Origin of the sequence: Pseudomonas sp. MWU16-30322 (assembly GCF_020515535.1) — a bacterium.
GTDB classification, from domain to species: Bacteria; Pseudomonadota; Gammaproteobacteria; order Pseudomonadales; family Pseudomonadaceae; genus Aquipseudomonas; species Aquipseudomonas fluorescens_H.
In genome coordinates this window covers 1-19817 of the sequence record NZ_JAIWYL010000007.1, presented here as the reverse complement: position 1 = coordinate 19817, position 19817 = coordinate 1, and the positions used below count along the sequence as shown (strand labels likewise).

At 60.0% G+C, this 19817-nt stretch carries 23 protein-coding genes; 7 read left to right on the top strand and 16 right to left on the bottom strand.

From position 1 onward, the window contains the following. Position 1: 1 nt before the first annotated feature. Both LCH64_RS15455 and LCH64_RS15450 read right to left on the bottom strand, forming a co-directional pair. On the bottom strand, positions 2 to 241 hold the full coding sequence (locus LCH64_RS15455) for a DUF1161 domain-containing protein (RefSeq protein WP_201136122.1): 240 nt from the start codon (positions 239 to 241) through the stop codon (positions 2 to 4). A gap of 213 nt (positions 242 to 454) precedes the next feature. Beyond that, complete coding sequence (locus LCH64_RS15450) at positions 455 to 886, bottom strand: OsmC family protein (RefSeq protein WP_007962818.1); 432 nt, start codon at positions 884 to 886, stop codon at positions 455 to 457. 240 nt (positions 887 to 1126) lie between these two features. Here LCH64_RS15450 and LCH64_RS15445 point away from each other — a divergent pair, with 240 nt between their 5' ends. After that, positions 1127 to 2128, top strand: a complete 1002-nt coding sequence (locus tag LCH64_RS15445) for an LLM class flavin-dependent oxidoreductase (protein ID WP_226500677.1) — start codon at positions 1127 to 1129, stop codon at positions 2126 to 2128. 176 nt (positions 2129 to 2304) lie between these two features. Here the strand turns inward: LCH64_RS15445 and LCH64_RS15440 are convergent, their stop codons facing one another. Together LCH64_RS15440 and LCH64_RS15435 are read right to left on the bottom strand one after the other, a co-directional pair. After that, positions 2305 to 2535 (bottom strand): DUF1161 domain-containing protein, encoded by a 231-nt coding sequence (locus LCH64_RS15440; protein ID WP_226500676.1) that lies wholly within the window; start codon positions 2533 to 2535, stop codon positions 2305 to 2307. A gap of 124 nt (positions 2536 to 2659) precedes the next feature. After that, the gene (locus LCH64_RS15435) at positions 2660 to 2875 is read right to left on the bottom strand and encodes a dodecin (RefSeq protein WP_003220389.1); all 216 of its coding nucleotides are present in this window, start codon (positions 2873 to 2875) and stop codon (positions 2660 to 2662) included. Between the two features lie 157 nt (positions 2876 to 3032). Between LCH64_RS15435 and LCH64_RS15430 the strand changes: the two genes are divergently transcribed. Beyond that, positions 3033 to 3359, top strand: a complete 327-nt coding sequence (locus tag LCH64_RS15430; protein WP_003220391.1) for a DUF883 family protein — start codon at positions 3033 to 3035, stop codon at positions 3357 to 3359. Here the strand turns inward: LCH64_RS15430 and LCH64_RS15425 are convergent. Next, on the bottom strand, positions 3332 to 4249 hold the full coding sequence (locus LCH64_RS15425; RefSeq protein WP_226500675.1) for a LysR family transcriptional regulator: 918 nt from the start codon (positions 4247 to 4249) through the stop codon (positions 3332 to 3334). The two genes, LCH64_RS15430 and LCH64_RS15425, sit on opposite strands and share 28 nt — an antisense overlap. Before the next feature lie 114 nt (positions 4250 to 4363). Between LCH64_RS15425 and trpB the strand changes: the two genes are divergently transcribed. From trpB to LCH64_RS15410, 3 genes are all read left to right on the top strand, one after another. Continuing rightward, positions 4364 to 5596, top strand: coding sequence for a tryptophan synthase subunit beta (trpB, locus tag LCH64_RS15420; protein ID WP_226500674.1), 1233 nt, complete (start codon positions 4364 to 4366; stop codon positions 5594 to 5596). Continuing rightward, the gene (gene trpA, locus LCH64_RS15415) at positions 5596 to 6408 is read left to right on the top strand and encodes a tryptophan synthase subunit alpha (protein WP_226500673.1); all 813 of its coding nucleotides are present in this window, start codon (positions 5596 to 5598) and stop codon (positions 6406 to 6408) included. Before trpB ends, trpA begins: the two co-directional genes overlap by 1 nt. A 122-nt stretch (positions 6409 to 6530) precedes the next feature. Further along, positions 6531 to 6971: an anti-virulence regulator CigR family protein gene (locus LCH64_RS15410; protein ID WP_226500672.1), complete on the top strand. Its 441-nt coding sequence runs from the start codon at positions 6531 to 6533 to the stop codon at positions 6969 to 6971. 47 nt (positions 6972 to 7018) lie between these two features. Here LCH64_RS15410 and LCH64_RS15405 read toward each other — a convergent pair whose 3' ends face one another. From LCH64_RS15405 to LCH64_RS15355, 11 genes are all read right to left on the bottom strand, one after another. After that, a complete protein-coding gene (locus tag LCH64_RS15405; protein WP_226500671.1) occupies positions 7019 to 8980 on the bottom strand; it encodes a DUF4105 domain-containing protein in 1962 nt (653 codons plus the stop codon). Further along, positions 8977 to 9297, bottom strand: a complete 321-nt coding sequence (locus LCH64_RS15400) for a DUF2388 domain-containing protein (protein WP_003220401.1) — start codon at positions 9295 to 9297, stop codon at positions 8977 to 8979. The genes LCH64_RS15405 and LCH64_RS15400 overlap by 4 nt, the downstream gene beginning before the upstream one ends. A 43-nt stretch (positions 9298 to 9340) precedes the next feature. Beyond that, positions 9341 to 9646: a DUF2388 domain-containing protein gene (locus LCH64_RS15395; protein ID WP_003220403.1), complete on the bottom strand. Its 306-nt coding sequence runs from the start codon at positions 9644 to 9646 to the stop codon at positions 9341 to 9343. A 108-nt stretch (positions 9647 to 9754) separates the two neighbouring features. Continuing rightward, the gene (locus LCH64_RS15390; RefSeq protein WP_226500670.1) at positions 9755 to 10072 is read right to left on the bottom strand and encodes a DUF2388 domain-containing protein; all 318 of its coding nucleotides are present in this window, start codon (positions 10070 to 10072) and stop codon (positions 9755 to 9757) included. A 134-nt stretch (positions 10073 to 10206) separates the two neighbouring features. After that, entirely contained in the window at positions 10207 to 10416 is a 210-nt protein-coding gene (locus LCH64_RS15385; protein ID WP_226500669.1) for a DUF1127 domain-containing protein, read from the bottom strand. A 255-nt stretch (positions 10417 to 10671) separates the two neighbouring features. Further along, on the bottom strand, positions 10672 to 10887 hold the full coding sequence (locus LCH64_RS15380; RefSeq protein ID WP_003220409.1) for a DUF1127 domain-containing protein: 216 nt from the start codon (positions 10885 to 10887) through the stop codon (positions 10672 to 10674). A gap of 320 nt (positions 10888 to 11207) precedes the next feature. Next, positions 11208 to 12701, bottom strand: a complete 1494-nt coding sequence (locus LCH64_RS15375; protein ID WP_003220411.1) for an acetyl-CoA hydrolase/transferase family protein — start codon at positions 12699 to 12701, stop codon at positions 11208 to 11210. A 214-nt stretch (positions 12702 to 12915) separates the two neighbouring features. Then, on the bottom strand, positions 12916 to 14349 hold the full coding sequence (locus LCH64_RS15370) for an NAD(P)(+) transhydrogenase (Re/Si-specific) subunit beta (protein WP_007962843.1): 1434 nt from the start codon (positions 14347 to 14349) through the stop codon (positions 12916 to 12918). Further along, positions 14349 to 14669, bottom strand: a complete 321-nt coding sequence (locus LCH64_RS15365) for an NAD(P) transhydrogenase subunit alpha (protein ID WP_003220416.1) — start codon at positions 14667 to 14669, stop codon at positions 14349 to 14351. Before LCH64_RS15365 ends, LCH64_RS15370 begins: the two co-directional genes overlap by 1 nt. Before the next feature lie 15 nt (positions 14670 to 14684). Further along, a complete protein-coding gene (locus LCH64_RS15360) occupies positions 14685 to 15806 on the bottom strand; it encodes a Re/Si-specific NAD(P)(+) transhydrogenase subunit alpha (protein WP_226500668.1) in 1122 nt (373 codons plus the stop codon). A 434-nt stretch (positions 15807 to 16240) separates the two neighbouring features. Beyond that, positions 16241 to 17140 (bottom strand): LysR family transcriptional regulator, encoded by a 900-nt coding sequence (locus LCH64_RS15355; RefSeq protein WP_226500667.1) that lies wholly within the window; start codon positions 17138 to 17140, stop codon positions 16241 to 16243. A 158-nt stretch (positions 17141 to 17298) separates the two neighbouring features. Here LCH64_RS15355 and LCH64_RS15350 point away from each other — a divergent pair, with 158 nt between their 5' ends. Then, entirely contained in the window at positions 17299 to 18480 is a 1182-nt protein-coding gene (locus tag LCH64_RS15350) for an acyl-CoA dehydrogenase (RefSeq protein WP_003220420.1), read from the top strand. Positions 18481 to 18493: 13 nt separating this feature from the next. Further along, positions 18494 to 19714 carry a CaiB/BaiF CoA-transferase family protein gene (locus tag LCH64_RS15345; RefSeq protein WP_226500666.1) on the top strand — a complete coding sequence of 407 codons (1221 nt, stop codon included), beginning with the start codon at positions 18494 to 18496 and terminating at the stop codon, positions 19712 to 19714. Positions 19715 to 19817: the final 103 nt, after the last annotated feature.

Genomic DNA, 19817 nt, shown 5'->3' with positions numbered 1-19817 from the left:
GTCAGTTGCTGTTTTTCTGATAGATGATTGCTTTTCTGCCGTAATCGCATTTGCCAACGACCATCGCCGCGTCATGTTTGTCTGCCTCTTCCTTGCTCACAATTTCCAGTGTGTAGGAGGGCACGGCATTCGCCTGGATCTTGATTTCGATTTCTTTCTTGAGTTCTTCGCAGTCTTTGGGTGCGGCGAGAACCGAGGTGGCCAGTGCACTGCAGAGGATCGCCAAGCCAATACGTTTCATTTTGAAGCTCCCTGGGGCAGCGCGCACGGGCGTGCGCTGAACCTGCTGTCACTTATTCGACCATATTTTTGCAGCGCGGGTTCTGACTTCGCTCACATCTTCAGAGACTGTGGTGCTATTCAGATCGCCTTCGCGAGCAAGCCCTCTCCCACATTCGAATGCATTTCAAAGGTGGGAGCGGGCTTGCTCGCGAATAGGTCAGTCAGCGCTGACTCAGCTGACCAGCGAAGCCTCAAGGGTAATCTTCGCATTCAACACCTTGGACACCGGGCACCCTTCCTTGGCCTTGTTGCTCAGCTCTTCAAACTGCGCCTGAGTAGCGCCCGGGATTTTCGCCTTGAGGATCAGTTTGATCGCGGTGATGGCAAAGCCACCTTCGACCTGATCCAAGGTGACTTCAGCCTGGGTGTCGATGCTCTCGGCCTTCAGGCCCGCATCACCGAGAATCATCGAGAACGCCATGGAAAAACAGCCGGCATGCGCCGCGCCGATCAGTTCTTCCGGGTTGGTACCCTTGCCGCCCTCGAAGCGGGCCTTGAAGCCATACGGCGCTTCTCTGAGGACGCCAGTCTCGGTAGAGATCGAGCCGATGCCGGTTTTCAGATCGCCTGCCCAATGCGCGGATGCTTTCTTCACGATAGCCATGTCTGCCTCCTCAAGATCTGGCGCGGAACGCCGCGCCGTCGTGGTTTTTGCTTGCAAGGCTTCTGAGGATAGACGCCGGGACAAAGTTCAGCCCGAGTGAATCGTTGACTTTTTTAGTAGGATTTTTCCCTCAGCTATTGAAACTCGGGTATATGCCCTCATTGCACAGAACACGCTTATGAATTCGGCAGGTTTTCGTTCGCAAGAAAAAACCTGCAGACCACTCGGAGACGCAGGTTTATGAAGCAACTGTCCGATGTAAAGTTTTCCACCCTCGATCTGGTGCCCGTGCGCGAGAACGGCAGCCCGGCGCAATCGCTGCGCAATTCGCTTGATCTGGCGCAGCATGTCGAGAAATTCGGCTATACGCGCTTCTGGGTCGCCGAACACCACAACATGGACGGTATCGCCAGCTCCGCCACCTCGGTGCTGCTGGGGTATCTGGCCGGCGGCACCTCGACAATTCGTGTCGGCTCCGGCGGGGTGATGCTGCCCAACCACGCGCCGCTGGTGATCGCCGAGCAGTTCGGCACTCTCGAAAGCCTGTATCCGGGACGCATCGATCTGGGTCTGGGCCGCGCGCCCGGCTCCGACCAGATGACCGCCCGCGCCCTGCGTCGTGAGCGCTCCGGCAGTGCCGATGACTTCCCGGAAGACGTCGCCGAGCTGGCGCGCTTCCTCGGCCCGCGCACTCCGGATCAACGGGTGATCGCCATGCCCGGCACCGGCACCAACGTGCCGATCTGGTTGCTCGGTTCCAGCCTGTTCAGCGCGCAACTGGCCGGTGAGCGCGGTTTGCCTTATGCCTTCGCCTCGCACTTCGCCCCGCGTTTCATGCACGAGGCGATTCGCGTCTATCGCAACCACTTCAAGCCGTCGGCGGTACTCGACAAACCTTATGTGATGCTCGGTGCGCCGCTGGTGGCGGCGGATACCGATGAGCAGGCCGACTACCTGGCGACCTCGGTGTACCAGCGCATTCTCGCGTTGATGCGCGGGCAAAGTCTGGTGCAGCGCCCGCCGGTCAAGAGCATGGATGGCCTGTGGCTACCCCATGAGCGTGAAGCAGTGGGCGATTTCCTTGGTCTGGCGATGGTCGGCAGCCCGCAGAAAATCCGCGCGAAGCTGGAGGTACTGGTCGAGCAGACGCAGGCTGATGAGCTGATTTTCACCTGCGACCTGTATGAGCATGCCGATCGCCTGCATTCCTATGAGTTGCTGGCCCAAGTCATGAAGGGTTGACTCTGGAATACGGCCCTTGTGGGAGCGGGCTTGCTCGCGAAGACGGAGTGTCAGACACCTTGGATGTCGGCTGACATAACGCTTTCGCGAGCAAGCCCGCTCCCACATTGGGAATGTGTTGCCCACAAAAAAGCCGACGCCTTCGCGTCGGCTTTTGCATTTCAAGTCAAGTGCGATCAACCGCGTTTGTAGACGATTAATTTACTGCCACCTTCGCAGGTGCCGACGGTTTGGCCATTGGCACCGGTATTGCCGGCCTTGTCGACAATCTGCAGCGCGTAACCATGTACGCCTTTGGCTTCCAGCTTGTCCTTGATTTCCTTCTCCAGCTGATCACACGGCTTGCCAGCAGCAAACGCGCCACCCGCAAGGCTCAACAAACCTACTGCCAATATGAACTTCTTCATCGGTCGCACTCCCTGGTCGGATTAAAAGAGGCGGGCACCGGCGGTGCCGATGCGCTCACCTTGTAGCGCTTTGCCATTCCTATGGCACTCGGCCAGCGCGCAAGTTCAGAAGCGTAGCCCAAACTCAGCTGCTGGCAATGCGGAAGCCGACTTTGAGTGTTACCTGGAAATGCGCCGCCTTGCCGTCCTTGATGTGGCCACGGGTATCGACCACTTCAAACCATTCCAGATGCTTGATGCTCTTGTTGGCTTCGGCCAGCGCGTTGTTGATGGCGTCTTCGATGCTGCTGGTGGACGAGCCGACCAGCTCGACTTTCTTGTACGTGTGATGGTCACTCATGGCGATCTCCTGGATGTGTGGATTTGAGACTAGCAGTGAATCTGCACTGATGATTTCGGCGGCTCGATGCAAGTGAAGTTCAGATTTTCTGCACTTTCTCAAACCGCTGAAGTCCCAAACAACACACGCCACTCATCACCAATGCAGGAGAGCCACCATGGCCAACACCTCTTTACGTAAAGCCTCGTTGCAAAGCATGGAAGCCGAGATCGAGAGTCTGCTCAAATCGTTGGAAAGCTTGAAAGACGACGCTTCGGACGAGTCGCGCAAGACCCTCAAGGCGCTCAAGAGCAACGCTGAAAGCGCGCTGAAACATTCGCGCAGCCTGCTCAGCGATGCCTATGAAGAAGTCAAAGTGAAAACCCGCGAGACCGGCATCGCTACCCGCGATTACGCTCAGGAACATCCTTGGACCACCGCCGGTGTGGCGGTCGGTGCAATCGGTCTGCTGGCCGCCTACTTGCTGTTCAAGCGCGGCGAGTGATCTGACTGGCGCAGCTCATTCTTGAGCCACTGCGCCAGTTGCCGGGCGCGCCCGTCTGCGGCGCGCTTGGGTAGCCACAACGCCAGTTGCGCCGGGGTTTCGCAAAAGCCCCACGGCGCAACCAGGCGACCGGCCTTCAAGTCCTCGGCCACCAGCGGCTCTGGCGCGATTGCCACGCCGAGTCCGGCCACTGCGGCTTCCAGCAGATAATACAAATGCTCAAAACCTTGCCCCCACTTCAACGCCTTGGCGTCGAGGTGATTTTGCTGTGCCCAGCTCGGCCAGGCTTGCGGGCGGGACGTGGTGTGCAGCAGCGGTTCGCTGAGCAAGGCTGATGCCGGCGCGGTTTGCAGGCGCTGATAACCGCTGAACAGCGGGCTCATCACCGGCCCGATGCGTTCCGCCGCCAGCTCGTACACCTGCATGTCGGCCGGCCATGGCGGCTCGGCGAACAGCAGCAAGGCATCGAGTCCGGGGCGCCGCGGGTCGAGATCGCCTTCACCGGCCGACAGATGCAGACGCAAGTCCGGCAAGTCCGCGTTGAGTCGTCCCAGGCGTGGAATAAACCAGCGCGCCAACAGACTGCCGGAGCAGCCGAGTACGAACGGCGCATCAGCGGTGCTCTGCGTCAGCTCGGCGCAGACGCTGCGCAAGCGATCAAAGGCCTCACCGCTGGCGTCCCGCAGACGCACTCCGGCATCTGTGAGTTTAAGGCCACGGCCGTCCTTGACGAACAAGCTGACGCCGAGGTGCTCCTCCAGCACCTTGAGCTGACGGCTAACCGCGCCGTGGGTGACGTGCAGCTGTTCGGCCGCCTGACTGACGCTGCTCAGTCGGGCGGTGGCTTCGAACGCGCGCAAGGCGTTCAGCGGGGGAAGGTCGTGGCTCATGGTATCTGTGAGTTTTCCTGACAGGTTGCGGCGATCTTATCGGTTTTCAGCCTGGAAGGTCAGGGGTAGAGTGGACGCCATTGTCTTCTTACCCGAATTCACCTGGAGCACATCATGACCCAGACTTCGAACACCTCCAACCTGCGTAGCGGCCCGGACGATAACGGCCTGTTTGGCGCGTTCGGCGGCCGCTACGTGGCGGAAACCCTGATGCCGTTGATCCTCGATCTGGCCCGTGAATACGAAACGGCCAAGGAAGATCCGGCGTTCAAAGAAGAACTGGCCTATTTCCAGCGTGACTACGTCGGACGTCCGAGCCCGCTGTACTTCGCCGAGCGTCTGACCGAGTTCTGCGGCGGCGCGAAGATCTACCTCAAACGCGAAGAGCTGAACCACACCGGCGCGCACAAGATCAACAACTGCATCGGCCAGATCCTGCTGGCGCGGCGCATGGGCAAGAAACGCATCATCGCCGAGACCGGCGCTGGCATGCACGGCGTGGCGACGGCCACCGTGGCCGCACGTTTCGGTCTGGACTGCGTGATCTACATGGGCACCACTGACATCGAGCGTCAGCAGGCCAACGTGTTCCGCATGAAGCTGCTGGGCGCCGAGGTGATCCCGGTAGTGGCCGGCACCGGCACCCTGAAAGACGCGATGAACGAAGCGCTGCGTGACTGGGTGACCAACGTCGACAGCACCTTCTACCTGATCGGCACCGTGGCCGGCCCGCACCCGTATCCCGCCATGGTGCGCGACTTCCAGGCGGTGATCGGCAAGGAAACCCGCGAGCAGCTGCAAGCTAAGGAAGGTCGTCTGCCGGATAGCCTGGTGGCGTGCATCGGCGGCGGTTCCAACGCCATGGGCCTGTTCCACCCGTTCCTCGATGATCAGAGCGTCGAAATCATCGGCGTCGAAGCGGCCGGTTACGGCATCGAAACCGGCAAGCACGCGGCCAGCCTCAACGGCGGCGTACCGGGTGTGCTGCACGGCAACCGCACGTTCCTGCTGCAAGACGACGATGGCCAGATCATCGACGCCCACTCGATTTCCGCCGGCCTCGACTACCCGGGCATCGGCCCCGAGCATGCCTGGTTGCATGACATCGGCCGCGTCCAGTACACCTCGGTGACCGACGACGAAGCCCTCGCTGCGTTCCACCAGTGCTGCCGCCTCGAAGGCATCATCCCGGCGCTGGAAAGCGCTCATGCGTTGGCTGAAGTGTTCAAACGCGCACCGAAACTGCCGAAGGATCACCTGATGGTGGTCAACCTCTCCGGCCGTGGCGACAAAGACATGCAGACCGTCATGCATCACATGGAACAGTCGAAGCAGGAGAAACACTGATGAGCCGCCTGCAAACCCGTTTTGCCGATCTCAAAGAACAGAATCGCGCCGCGCTGGTGACCTTCGTCACCGCCGGTGATCCGGACTACGACACTTCGCTGGCGATCCTCAAAGGTCTGCCGGGCGCTGGCGCCGACGTGATCGAGCTGGGCATGCCGTTCACCGACCCGATGGCCGACGGCCCGGCGATTCAACTGGCCAACATCCGTGCGTTGGGTGCCAAGCAGAATCTGGCGAAAACCCTGCAAATGGTTCGCGAATTCCGCGACGGCAACAGCGACACACCGCTGGTGCTGATGGGCTACTTCAACCCGATCCACATGTATGGCGTTGAACGTTTCATCGCTGACGCCAAGGAAGCGGGCGTCGACGGTCTGATCGTGGTTGACATGCCGCCAGAGCACAACAATGAACTGTGCGATCCGGCGCAGGCTGCGGGCCTGGACTTCATCCGCCTGACCACGCCGACCACCGACGATGCGCGTCTGCCGAAGGTGCTCAATGGCAGCTCGGGCTTCGTTTACTACGTGTCGGTGGCCGGTGTGACCGGTGCCGGTGCGGCAACCCTGGAACACGTCGAGGAAGCGGTGACTCGTCTGCGTCGACACACTGACCTGCCGATCAGCATCGGTTTCGGTATCCGGACTCCGGAGCAGGCGGCGTCCATCGCTCGTTTGGCCGACGGTGTGGTGGTGGGTTCGGCACTGATCGATCATATCGCCAATGCGACCACGCCGGCCCAGGCTGTCGATGGTGTGCTGGGTCTGTGCAAGGCGCTGTCCGAAGGCGTGCGTCAGGCCCGCGTCAGCTGAAAGTAAAGTTCCTGATACAGAGGAATTAGCGTCTCGCTGCGCAACCTAATGAGCAAGACCGAGGGATTCAGAACCACGTTCTGAATCCCTTTTTGCTGTTAGTGCAGTGAGGAAAAACCCCCATGAAAATGCCGAAACGTCTGATTGCCAGTCTGGGCGTGCTGATGATCAGCGCGACACCGCTGCTCGCCAGCGCCGATCAGCGTGACGATTATGGCCACGGCGGCCCGCAACCGGGCCATTACGAGAACCACGGTGACGATCACCGTGGCCCGCAAAACGACCACCGTGGCGGTCCGCCGCGCGATTTTGGTCCAGTGCGCCAGACCATTCGCGACAACCACGGCTACTTCGTGCGCGGTGCACCGCCACCGCCGGGCATTCGTCTGGAGCGCGGCCGGCCGTTGCCGCACGGTTACTACGGCGAGCGGCTGGACGGGCGGGCGCTGAGCCGTCTGCCGGTGTATCCGGGTTATGAGTGGCGCCGTGCCGGCGGTGACATTGTGCTGATCGCGGTAGGTACCGGGATCGTCTACGAAATTCTGGACGGTGTTTTGAACTGATCGACAGATCCTAAAAAGATCGCAGCCCTACGGCTGCGATCTTTTTTTCAGGGCAGCTCAAGTCCGCCGGATGCCTTGTGCAATTTGCGCAAATGCTCGCCAACCTGCTTCACGTTGGCCTCGCAGGCCGCAATTTCCGCAGCGCGCTTGGGCTCCAGCAGTGCTCGTACTTCTTTGTCCAGGTCGCCGCTCAGCGCCAGCAGTTGTTTCTGGCGCTGGCTGCTTTCAGCTTCCAGACGACCGAATTCGCTTGGCTGCGGCAGGCCGTAGCCATGGGAGTCGAGCAACTCCGCCGGACGGCTGAGGAAGCCGCTGTTGGCAAGAATCTCCTGCAAGGTCGCGTTGGCTTTGTCCATGCCGCCGTTTTCCAGCTCCCGAGCGCCAAGGTAGCGCTGCTTGACCTCATCCTGGGCCAGCAATAACTGGCGACGGTAGCTCGCCTGTTCCAGCAGCAACAACGCGGCACTGGTGCGCAGGTCTGCACGCTCGAACCACTGACGACGTTCTTCGGCGGCAAGTGAGAGCCACTCTTCGACGCTGGTCTGTTTGATCGGCAACTGCTTCTTCAACACATCGAACATCGCCTGATAGCGATCACGGAACGAGTCGAATCGGTAGCCCAGCCGCAAGGCCTCTTTTGGATCGTCCAGCACGCTGGTGTCGGCCAGGCCACGGCCTTTGAGCACTTCGAGCAAACCGTTGGGCATGATGCTGTCCAGACCGACGAGTTGCTTGTTGTTGCTGCCGCTGCGCAGCAGTTTCAGGCTTTCCACGGCGCAGTTGTTGGACAGGAAGAAGTAGTTGCCGTCGTAGCTCCAATGCATCTCGGCGGCGTGTTCGACCACCTCTTCAATCTCGGTACGCGACAGGTTCAGCGGCACCGAAGCGAGACTGCGCATTTCGGTTTTGGTGTACTCGTCGATCACTTGCGCCAGTGGCAGTACGAACAGCCGTGATGGGTACTTGCCGACCAGTCCGTCCCAGCTCGACAGCTGCACATCACCGACGAAAGCGCGGTAGGACAGTACCAGATGTTGATCCAGATCGAGCCGGCAATCCGGACCCCGTGGTCGGCCGGGTGCACAGATCACCAGGCGCAACATGCTGTGGCCCCAGCGGCTGACCCAGTTCTGGTTGGCCTCCGCCAGCAGGTAGTCGACGGCGTAAACCCGTTCCGGATCGACCTGGCCCAGCGGCTGTTTGGCAAAGTCGTTACCGGCGTTGAGAAAGGCAAAGGTCTTGCTGCAGGTGTCCTTGGCGGGCGGGGTCCAGCCAAAGCGTTCCTGGTAGTAGCGATAGAGCGCCGGACGCCGACAGGCGTAGCTCGGGTCGAGGAGGAAATACTCCATGTTGACCGCGACGAACTCCTTGGGGCTGGAGATCTCGTAAAGGTCCGGGCTGCGGGCGATCTGCCGGTTGTGCTGTTCGCGTTCGCCGCGGCGCCCGACGTATTGCTGCCAGCCGGCGAGGTCGAGCAGGCGTGGGTCATCGCTGAGGGTGAAGCGGCGACCGTTCTGGCCGCGGCATTCATCGGGAATGCCGATCAGGCCCGCGCTGTTGCTGCGCCGAGTGCAGCGCTGGATCAGCGTGCGTTCGGCGGCGGGCCACAGGCGGGCGCGGTCATAAATGTGGGTGAGTTCGTGCAGCACGGTTGCCAGCAGTTCCTGGCGCACGGTGCCGTGGGGGCGGTTGGTTTTCTCTTTGGCCGCGCTACCGTCGGTGAGGCCGGCGAGCAGTTTGCGGTTCAGATCGAGTTCGGAGACCAGCGCCGCTTCGCCATAGGCGTTGTCGGGCATTTCGTCGGTCCAGCCGACATCGATGCGCCGGTCCAGTTGCTCGATGAAGCGCGGCGGCAATTTCTGCATCGCTTCATCGAGCAGCGCCTGGCTGGCCTGTTGTTCGGCAGGGCTCAGGCCGTCGGTCTTGAGCCGCAATTGCAGGCTGGCGTGGGCGCTGTTGCCCAAGAGCAACAACGCGCTGGCCAGCAGCCAGGCGCTCAGTGACTTCACAGGGCGAGAATGGCTTCGGCCAATACCTGGTCGCTGGCGTCGCGGGCTTCCGGCACGCGGCTGCGCAAGGTATTGAAGGCCGCTTCGAGGTTGGCGCCACGAATGTCGCCATTGCTGGCGACGAAGCTGGCGGCATCGTCGTGGGCTTCACGGATGATTTTCGAGTCGCGAATCGAGGTGGTGGTGTCTGAGGTGAAATCAACGGTGCGCTGGGAGGCGCGAACGATGATGTTACTGGTGGCTACCAGGGTGTGCGCCTGGGCCACATCGGCCAACAACAACAGGCCAAGGGCGGCAGCAATCAGCGGGCTACGCATGGAACGACTCCGGAGGGGCAATGTTAACGAGGGATCAGGATAGCTATTGGACGAGAATTGCCTGCGCCAGTTCAAGGTCGCCAGCATGAAGTTTTGGTCGGCTCTTGCGTAGGTAATGCAGTGCGGATTCGAGCTGCGCGCCTCGCAATTCACCGTCACTGGCAACAAACGCAGCCGCATCATCGTGAGCAGCGATGATCAGTTTACGGTCGAACGGCGCGGAAGACACCATGCCGGTCGCCCAAAGGCTGACAACGGTGTTTTGCGTGGAGACATCAAAGGCATCGACCGACGTCGCCCAGCAGGCGCTGATCAGGACAGAAGGGAAAAGCAGTTTGAGTAAACGCATGGGGCTCGATAACTGTTAACGAGCCCCAAGGCTAGCGCAAACGCCCGGGCCAGAGCCAGCGGCGAAACATCGGGACACGACTGGCGTGTCCCTTCAAGCAATGCAGGATCAGATCGCCAGGATGGCTTGCGCCAGCTGAGCATCAGTCGCGTTCAATTGCGGTGCCTGATGGCGAATAAGGTCAAGAGCGCTTTCCAGTTTCACGCCGCGGATCTGGCCTTCGCTGGCGACGAAGCTGGCAGCGTCGTCCCGAGCGGCGATTACAACCTTGTTGTCGCGCAGGGACGAGGTGGCATCGGAGGTGGCGTCGGAAGAGGACTTCAATGCGCCAACCAATGCGTCGGTGGTCACGATGAAGCTGGATGCGCTGGCATTGGCAGCCACGGCCAGCAAGGCGGCAGCGCTGAGCAGGCGAAGACGGGACATGGTGGATCTCCTGAAAGTAAACCGTATAGAGAGGTGGCTTGTGTCTGATGAGTCAGACGCGGGTTACAGAAGATTCGCCACGTTCTGGCGGCGATATTAGGCCTGCGCGCCGGGTTCGCACAGTGGGCAAAATGCTAGCGCCAGAAGGGTTTCTTCAGTTCATTCAGTCGATCGGCGTGGCTTAAGCCCAGATCCGCCAGATCGCGGTTATCCAGTTGAGCCAGCAAGCGCCGCGTCCTGGCGCGCTCCAGCCTTTGCCACAGGCTTCGAAACAGGCGCCGCAGCGGGTACGGGTTACGGAGAGGTTGAGCCGAAATTTCCGAAACATCCTGTAAGTCTTTCATGGCGTTTCCCTTAAGCCGAGATGGGTTAAGGACATGCTGCGCCCGATGCAGTTTGGCAGGCAGATACACCAATGAAAAATTGTACTGGTTCAGATGTTGATTGTTGGAAACTGTACTTGTACTTCCAATCACAAGCTGTACGGGCGTTTTCGAACCCTGAAACGACAAGACCCGTCGCGGTTTCCCGCGACGGGTCTTGTGTGTTCGATTCGGGTTGCTGGCGGTGGGTCTAACGACCAGAGCCAGCGACGCTACTTAGCGCCAGAACGGCTTGCTCAGCTCTTCGTAGCGTTGTGCTTCGCTGATACCGGCGTCAGCCAGCAGACGCGAATCCAGACGAGCCAGTTGGTGGCGGCTGGAGATGCGGCGCTGCCACAACATCAGGTTGGCGATAACGCGCAGAGGCAGGGAAGCCTGGGTTTTTGCAGCTTTGTCTTCGAAGAACAGTTCGGAACTGAGTGTACGTTCCATGGTTGACATCCTTCCGCTTGTGGCGGGATCAGGTAGTGGTTTGACTGGTGCCCATGATCCTCTCGTTTGCCTAGTCTCTCTAGATACAGTTCAACTGTATTGTGAGTGACCAGTTAACTGTTTATAGGGGGTGTACGGGTCAAAATTGAGCAAACTGTACCTGTCTGCACTTAACTGGTGCATTTTTGCTCGATTCGGGGGAGGCGGTAGGAAAAAGCTGTAGGAAAACACCGGTACAGTAGTACAGTTTTTTCCAGAAGAGGCTGATGAAAAAACCGCCGACACAAACTGTGTTTGCATCGGCGGTTTGACTGTGTGAATTACACCGCCAGCATGTGCCCGGTTTCTTCCAGGTTTATGTGCCAGCTCAAGGCGTCACGCAGAATGTGCGGGGTGTGGCCACCGATGGCGCACGCTGCGGTGAAGTAGTCGTTCAGCGCCTGGCGATAGTCCGGGTGCACACAGTTGTCGATGATCACCCGAGCGCGTTCGCGTGGGGCCAGGCCGCGCAGGTCAGCCAGACCGACTTCGGTCACCAAAATGTCGACGTCATGCTCCGTGTGGTCAACGTGGCTGACCATCGGCACCACGCTGGAAATCGCGCCGCCCTTGGCGATCGATTTGGTCACGAATACCGCCAGGTGCGCGTTGCGCGCAAAGTCCCCCGAACCGCCGATACCGTTCATCATCCGCGTGCCGCAGACGTGGGTGGAGTTGACGTTGCCGTAGATGTCGAACTCCAGCGCGGTATTGATGCCGATAATGCCCAGGCGACGTACGACTTCCGGATGGTTGGAGATCTCCTGCGGACGCAGCACCAGTTTGTCCTTGTACTTCTCCAGGTTGCCGAACACGTCGCTGTTGCGCCGCTCCGACAAAGTGATCGAGCTGCCCGACGCAAAGCTCAGCTTGCCGGCGTCGATCAGGTCGAAGGTCGAGTCCTGCAGCACTTCGGAGTACATGGTCAGGTCTTCGAACGGCGAGTCGATCAGGCCGCACATCACAGCGTTGGCGATGTTGCCGATCCCGGCCTGCAACGGGCCGAGCTTATTGGTCATGCGCCCGGCGTCGACTTCCTGCTTGAAGAAGGTGATCAGGTGCTCGGCGATGGCGTTGGTGTCGACATCCGGTGTCGACACCGTGGACGGCGAGTCCGCCTGTTGGGTGATGACGATGGCGACAATTTTCTCCGGCGGGATCGGGATCGCGGTGCTGCCGATGCGATCGTCGACTTTCACCAGCGGAATCGGCGTGCGCGTCGGGCGATAGGTGGGGATATAGATGTCATGCAGGCCTTCGAGGTTGGCGTTGTGCGCCAGGTTGATCTCGACAATCACCTGCTTGGCGAAAATCGCGAAGCTCGCCGAGTTGCCCACCGAGGTGGTCGGCACGATGTGGCCTTGCTCGGTGATGGCCACGGCTTCGATCACTGCGATGTCCGGCAGCTTCAGTTGCTGGTTGCGCAGTTGCTCGACGGTTTCCGACAGGTGCTGGTCGATGAACATCACTTCGCCGGCGTTGATCGCCTTGCGCAAGGTGCTGTCGACCTGAAACGGCATGCGCCGCGACAACACGCCGGCCTCGGTCAGTTGCTTGTCGAGGTCGTTGCCCAGGCTGGCGCCGGTCATCAGGCTGATCTTCAGCGGCGTGACCTTGGCTCGCTCGGCCAGTGCGTGAGGGACGGCTTTGGCTTCGCCAGCGCGGGTGAAGCCGCTCATGCCGACGGTCATGCCGTCTTCAATCAGCGCGGCGGCGTCGGCGGCGCTCATCACTTTATCCAACAACGAAGGCAGGCGAATACGGTCACGGTACATGGATTATTTTCTCGGGAAGCGAGTAGCAGGATGCGCAGTCTAGTGAATTTCGCGGGCGCCTGTCCCGCTACCAAGGTCGCAAACGAGGCGTCTATTTAGCGGGTTTGAAGTAAAACACTGTTACTGGATCTGCAACAACGTGGCAAATTGTCCGACGTTTTGCGCAAACAAAAACGCCCCGACAAGTCGGGGCGTTGGGTGCCGCCACGGAGGATTACTCGACCGCTTTGACCATGTCTTCGATGACTTTCTTCGCGTCGCCGAAGACCATCATGGTCTTGTCCAGGTAGAACAGTTCGTTGTCCAGACCGGCATAGCCGCTGGCCATCGAGCGCTTGTTGACGATGATGGTCTTGGCCTTGAACGCTTCGAGAATCGGCATGCCGGCAATCGGCGATTTTGGATCGTTCTTGGCAGCCGGGTTGACCACGTCGTTGGCACCGAGCACCAGCACCACGTCGGCCTGGCCGAACTCGGAGTTGATGTCTTCCATCTCGAACACCTGGTCGTAAGGCACTTCGGCCTCGGCGAGCAGCACGTTCATGTGCCCCGGCATGCGACCGGCCACCGGGTGGATCGCGTACTTCACGGTCACGCCACGGTGGGTCAGCTTCTCGGTCAGCTCTTTCAAGGCATGCTGCGCGCGGGCCACCGCCAGGCCGTAACCCGGGACGATGATCACGGTGTCGGCGTTGGTCAGCAGGAACGTTGCGTCGTCGGCCGAACCGGACTTCACCGGACGGGCTTCTTTCGCACCGGCCGGGCCAGCATCAGCCGTGTTGCCGAAACCGCCGAGCAGTACATTAAAGAAAGAACGGTTCATCGCCTTGCACATGATGTACGAGAGGATCGCGCCGCTCGACCCCACCAGCGAACCGGCAATGATCAGCATCGAGTTGTTCAGCGAGAAGCCAATGCCCGCTGCCGCCCAGCCCGAATAGCTGTTGAGCATCGACACCACCACCGGCATGTCGGCGCCGCCGATCGGGATGATGATCAGCACGCCCATCACGAACGCCAGGGCCAGCATCAGTGCGAACGCTGCGAGGTTGCCGGTGAGCATGAAGGTCACGCCGAGCACCAGTGTCGCCAGACCGAGTACCGCGTTCAGCTTGTGCTGACCGGCAAACTGTACCGGCGCACCTTGGAACAGGCGGAACTTGTACTTGCCCGAGAGCTTGCCGAAGGCGATCACCGAACCGGAGAAGGTGATTGCACCAATCGCCGCGCCGAGGAACAGCTCCAGACGGTTGCCCGCCGGGATCGAGTCGCCCAGTTGTTTGACGATACCCAGTGACTGCGGCTCGACGACGGCGGCAATGGCGATGAACACCGCCGCCAGACCGATCATGCTGTGCATGAACGCGACCAGTTCCGGCATCTTGGTCATTTCGACGCGCTTGGCCATGATCGAACCGGCAGTGCCGCCGATCAGCAGGCCGACGATCACGTAACCGATGCCGGCAGTCGCCAGTTCAGCACCGAGCTTATAGATGAGGCCGATGGTGGTGAGGATGGCCAGCGCCATGCCGAGCATGCCGAACAGATTGCCGCGCCGCGAGGTGGTCGGGTGCGACAGGCCTTTGAGGGCCTGGATGAAACAGATCGACGCGATCAGGTAGAGCGTCGTGACGAGATTCATGCTCATTACTTCGGCGCCTCTTCTTTTGCTTTCGGGGCTTTCTTCTTGAACATCTCAAGCATGCGGCGGGTGACCAGGAAGCCACCGAACACATTGACCGCAGCCAGCGCTACGGCGAGGGTGCCCATGGTCTTGCCCAGCGGCGTGACGGTGAGCGCGGCGGCCAGCATGGCGCCGACGATCACGATCGCCGAAATGGCGTTGGTCACTGCCATCAACGGCGTGTGCAGCGCAGGTGTAACGTTCCAGACCACGTGGTAACCGACATAAATCGCCAGCACGAAGATGATCAGGTTGTAGATACCGGGGGAGATAAGCTCTTCCATCGTCTGAATCCCTGCTTAGGCGTTTTTGCGGATGACTTGGCCGTCGCGGCACATCAGGCACGCGGCGACGATGTCGTCTTCGAGGTTGACGTCGAACTGGCCTTCTTTGGTGAACACCAGCTTGAGGAAGTCCAGCAGATTGCGTGCGTACAACGCCGAGGCGTCTGCAGCGACTTCACCCGCCAGGTTGGTCGGGCCGACGATGGTCACGCCGTTCTCCACCACGACCTGATCAGCCACGGTCAGCGGGCAGTTGCCGCCCTGAGCTGCTGCGAGGTCGATGACCACCGAGCCTGGCTTCATCTGCGCCACGGTTTCCGCGCTCAGCAATACGGGTGCGTTGCGGCCCGGGATCAGTGCGGTGGTGATGACGATGTCGGCCTGCTTGGCGCGTTCGTGCACAGCCTGGGCCTGACGTTGCATCCAGCTCGCCGGCATCGGGCGAGCGTAACCGCCGACACCGATCGCGCATTCACGCTCTTCGTCAGTCTCGTAAGGCACATCGACGAACTTCGCACCGAGGGATTCGATCTGTTCCTTCACTGCCGGACGCACGTCAGACGCTTCGATCACCGCACCCAGACGTTTCGCCGTGGCAATCGCCTGCAACCCGGCCACGCCCGCGCCGAGAATCAGCACGCGCGCCGCTTTCACGGTGCCCGCAGCGGTCATCAGCATCGGCATGAAGCGCGGATAGTAGTGCGCGGCCAGCAACACAGCCTTGTAGCCGGCAATGTTCGCCTGCGACGACAGCACATCGAGACTCTGCGCCCGAGAGGTACGCGGCGCCGCCTCCAGGGCGAACGCAGTAATCCCGCACTCGGCCATTTTGGCGATGGTGTCGTTATTGAAGGGGTTGAGCATGCCCACCAGCACCGTGCCGCGCTTGATCAGCGCCAGTTCGGTGTCGCTGGGGGCGACCACTTTGAGAATCAGCTCGGCAGCGAACGCATCGTTGGCACTGCCAATGGTTGCGCCCGCCGCTTCATAGGCACTGTCGACAACGCTGGCTTTGACGCCGGCGCCGGTTTGCACAGTGACCTTATGACCTTGGCTGATCAGCTTTTTAATGGTTTCCGGGGTTGCAGCAACCCGTGTTTCACCGGTCTGGGTTTCGAGAGGAACACCAATGTGCACGTCAAATCTCCTGCGTGATCTTATTGAGTAAACCCAGGCACTGCGGATGGTGCGACTGGGGCGGCCGATCAGCACGATCCCGCCAAATCAGGGCGGGGCGCGGCATTTTGCAGGCGAACTTTATGCCCTTCAAGGGATTATGACGGGTGACGGAAAATTAACTACAAGTCATCCCGTGACCGAATGTCGCAGATGGCCAGCTGAATCCCTTGCAGGCCGTGCCTTGTAAGGATTCTGGCTGAATTTGAAAAAATTTCTCATCGGCGGCGTGAATAGGCCGTAATGAGTCGTGAATAGAGGCTCAAAGCCACGTCCGCAGGCGCTTGTGGGACGTCTGTACGACTTTCGGATACAGTCTGCGATTTTGCGACAAATACTTATATCTGTAGGGCTTTGATTTTCCTGACTACCGGGTTAGTAATCGCTGTAAGGCCTTATCCTTCTAGGCTGTAGCTCTTTGCCTGGTTGACCAGCCAATCGCGAAAAGCCTTGAGTGATGCCGATTCGACCTTTCGCTCCGGAATCATCAGGTAATACGCCTTGATGCTGGAGAGCGCACTCGGGTTGGCGATCACCAAGCGTTTCTCGGCCAGTTCGCGCTGAATCAGGAACGGTGGAATCAGCGCGATGCCCATGTCGTGCATGGCCGCTTGGGCCAGCATGGAGAATAGCTCGTAGCGCGGGCCTGTCATGTCGCGTGGGATGTTCAGGTTCAGGGAGTTGAACCACTGCCGCCAGGCGTAGGGACGGGTGGTTTGCTGCAACAGAGGCAGGTCGGCAATCTCGTTGGGCGTCAGATGTTTCTTGCTGCCGAGGAGAGCGGGGCTGCACACCGGCATCGGATTTTCGCCCATCAGCCTATGGGATTCGGTACCCGACCAATCGGCGTCGCCAAAATAGATCGCCGCGTCGAAATCAGTGTCGGCAAACAGGAACGGGCGGGTGCGGTTGGTCAGGTTGACCGTTACTTCCGGGTGTTTGAGCTGGAAGTCCTTGAGCCGTGGCAGCAGCCATTGCGTGCCGAAGGTGGGCACCACCGCCAGTTCGATCACATTTGTGCCCTGCTGGCCCATCACCGAAAGTGTGTCGCGCTCGACGGCGTCGAGTTGCGTGGCCACCCGGCGACTGTAGGAAAGGCCTGCTTCCGTCAGCTTCACTCCGCGTCGCGAGCGTCGGAACAGTTCCACACTGAGGAACTCCTCAAGACTGGCGATCTGTCGGCAAATGGCGCCCTGGGTGAGGGAAAGTTCTTCGGCAGCCTTGGTAAAGCTCTCGTGCCGGGCGGCGGCTTCGAAGCTGATCAGGGCCGTGGTACTGGGGATCTTCCTGCGCATGTACTGCAACCTCACTAATGCGCCGCATAAAAGGCATCCAGCGACGTTTCGGAGTGAGAAATTAGCACAACAGGATGCGAAATCCTCGTTTGCCGCGCTGGCGAACCGGGCCTAGGATCAATGCCACGTTAATTCACCGATTTTGCGAGGACGCACTCATGGGCGGTAAAGCTAGCTTCAACTGGATCGATCCCCTGCTGCTGGATCAACAGCTCACCGAAGAGGAGCGCATGATCCGCGATACCGCCGCCCAATTCGCTCAGCAGAGCTTGGCGCCCCGCGTGCTAGAAGCTTTCCGCCATGAGAAAACCGACCCGGCAATCTTCCGCGAAATGGGCGAAGTCGGCCTGTTGGGGGCGACCATTCCTGAGCAGTACGGCGGTAGCGGCTTGAACTACGTCAGCTACGGTCTGATCGCCCGTGAAGTAGAGCGCGTCGACTCCGGCTACCGTTCGATGATGAGTGTGCAGTCCTCGCTGGTGATGGTGCCGATCAACGAATTCGGTACAGAAGCACAGAAACAGAAATACCTGCCGAAACTGGCGTCTGGCGAATGGATCGGCTGCTTCGGTCTGACTGAGCCAAACCACGGTTCCGACCCGGGCGCAATGATCACCCGTGCGCGCAAGGTCGACGGCGGCTACAGCCTGACCGGCGCCAAGATGTGGATCACCAACAGCCCGATCGCCGATGTGTTCGTGGTCTGGGCTAAGGACGATGCCGGCGACATCCGCGGCTTCGTACTGGAGAAAGGCTGGAAGGGCCTGAGCGCTCCGGCGATTCACGGCAAGGTCGGTCTGCGCGCATCGATCACCGGCGAAATCGTCATGGACAACGTATTTGTGCCGGAAGAGAACATCTTCCCGGACGTGCGCGGTCTGAAAGGCCCGTTCACCTGCCTCAATTCCGCACGCTATGGTATTTCCTGGGGTGCCTTGGGCGCTGCCGAGTTCTGCTGGCACACCGCTCGTCAGTACACCCTCGATCGTCAGCAGTTCGGGCGTCCACTGGCTGCCACTCAACTGATCCAGAAGAAGCTGGCCGACATGCAGACCGAGATCACTCTGGCGCTGCAAGGCTGTCTGCGTCTGGGGCGCATGAAGGATGAAGGCACGGCTGCGGTCGAAATCACCTCGATCATGAAGCGCAACTCCTGTGGCAAGTCGCTGGATATCGCTCGCATGGCCCGTGACATGTTGGGCGGCAACGGCATCTCCGATGAGTTCGGCGTGGCCCGTCACCTGGTCAACCTGGAAGTGGTGAATACCTATGAAGGTACCCACGACGTTCACGCGCTGATCCTCGGTCGCGCGCAAACCGGTCTGCAGGCGTTCTATTAACAGGAGAGCGACCATGGGCGCGCTGTCGCATCTGCGGGTACTGGATTTATCGCGTGTGCTGGCCGGGCCGTGGGCCGGGCAGATTCTCGCCGACCTTGGCGCCGAGGTGATCAAGGTCGAGCGCCCGGGCAATGGCGATGACACGCGTGCCTGGGGGCCGCCCTTCCTTAAAGACGCTTATGGGGAGAACACCAGCGAGGCTGCCTATTACCTGTCGGCCAACCGCAACAAGCAATCAGTGACGATCGACTTCACTCGGCCTGAAGGGCAGAACCTGGTACGGGAGCTGGCGGCGAAGTCGGACATTCTGATCGAGAACTTCAAGGTCGGTGGGCTGGCTGCCTATGGGCTGGACTATAAGTCGCTGAAGGCGATCAATCCGGATCTGATCTATTGCTCGATCACTGGCTTCGGTCAAACCGGGCCGTATGCCAAGCGTGCGGGTTATGACTTCATGATTCAGGGGCTGGGCGGGCTGATGAGCCTGACCGGTCGCCCTGAAGGTGATGAAGGCGCCGGGCCGGTGAAGGTGGGAGTGGCGCTGACGGACATTCTTACGGGGCTGTATTCGACCGTGGCGATACTGGCGGCGCTGGCGCATCGTGATCACGACGGTGGCGGGCAACACATCGATATGGCTTTGCTGGATGTACAGGTCGCATGCCTGGCGAACCAGGCAATGAACTACCTGACTACCGGCAATGCGCCAAAACGTCTGGGTAATGCACACCCGAACATCGTGCCTTATCAGGACTTCCCGACGGCCGACGGTGATTTCATTCTTACCGTTGGCAATGACGGCCAGTTCCGCAAGTTTGCCGAGGTGGCGGGCCAGCCGCAGTGGGCGGACGATCCGCGATTCGCGACTAACAAGCTGCGGGTGGCTAACCGTGCGGTGTTGATTCCGCTGATCCGTCAGGCGACGGTGTTCAAGACCACCGCCGAATGGGTGGCTCAGTTGGAGCAAGCGGGTGTGCCGTGTGGTCCGATCAATGATCTGTCCCAAGTGTTTGAGGATCCGCAGGTGAAGGCGCGTGGGCTGGCAATAGAACTCCCGCATGCGCTGGCGGGGATGGTTCCGCAGGTGGCGAGTCCGATCCGGTTGTCGCAGACGCCTGTCGAGTACCGTCGCGCGCCTCCGTTGTTGGGCGAGCATACGCTGGAGGTTTTGCAGCGGGTGCTGGGTCTGGGCGCAGGTACAGTGGATGCGCTCAGGGCGGATGGAGTGCTTTGAACGTCCCTTCTATATAGAAGGAGTGGTTTTCCTTCTTATATATAGAGGGTTTTGTACGTTTTTTAACCGATCCGTAAGTTGTTGAAAGAAAACTGAAATTAAA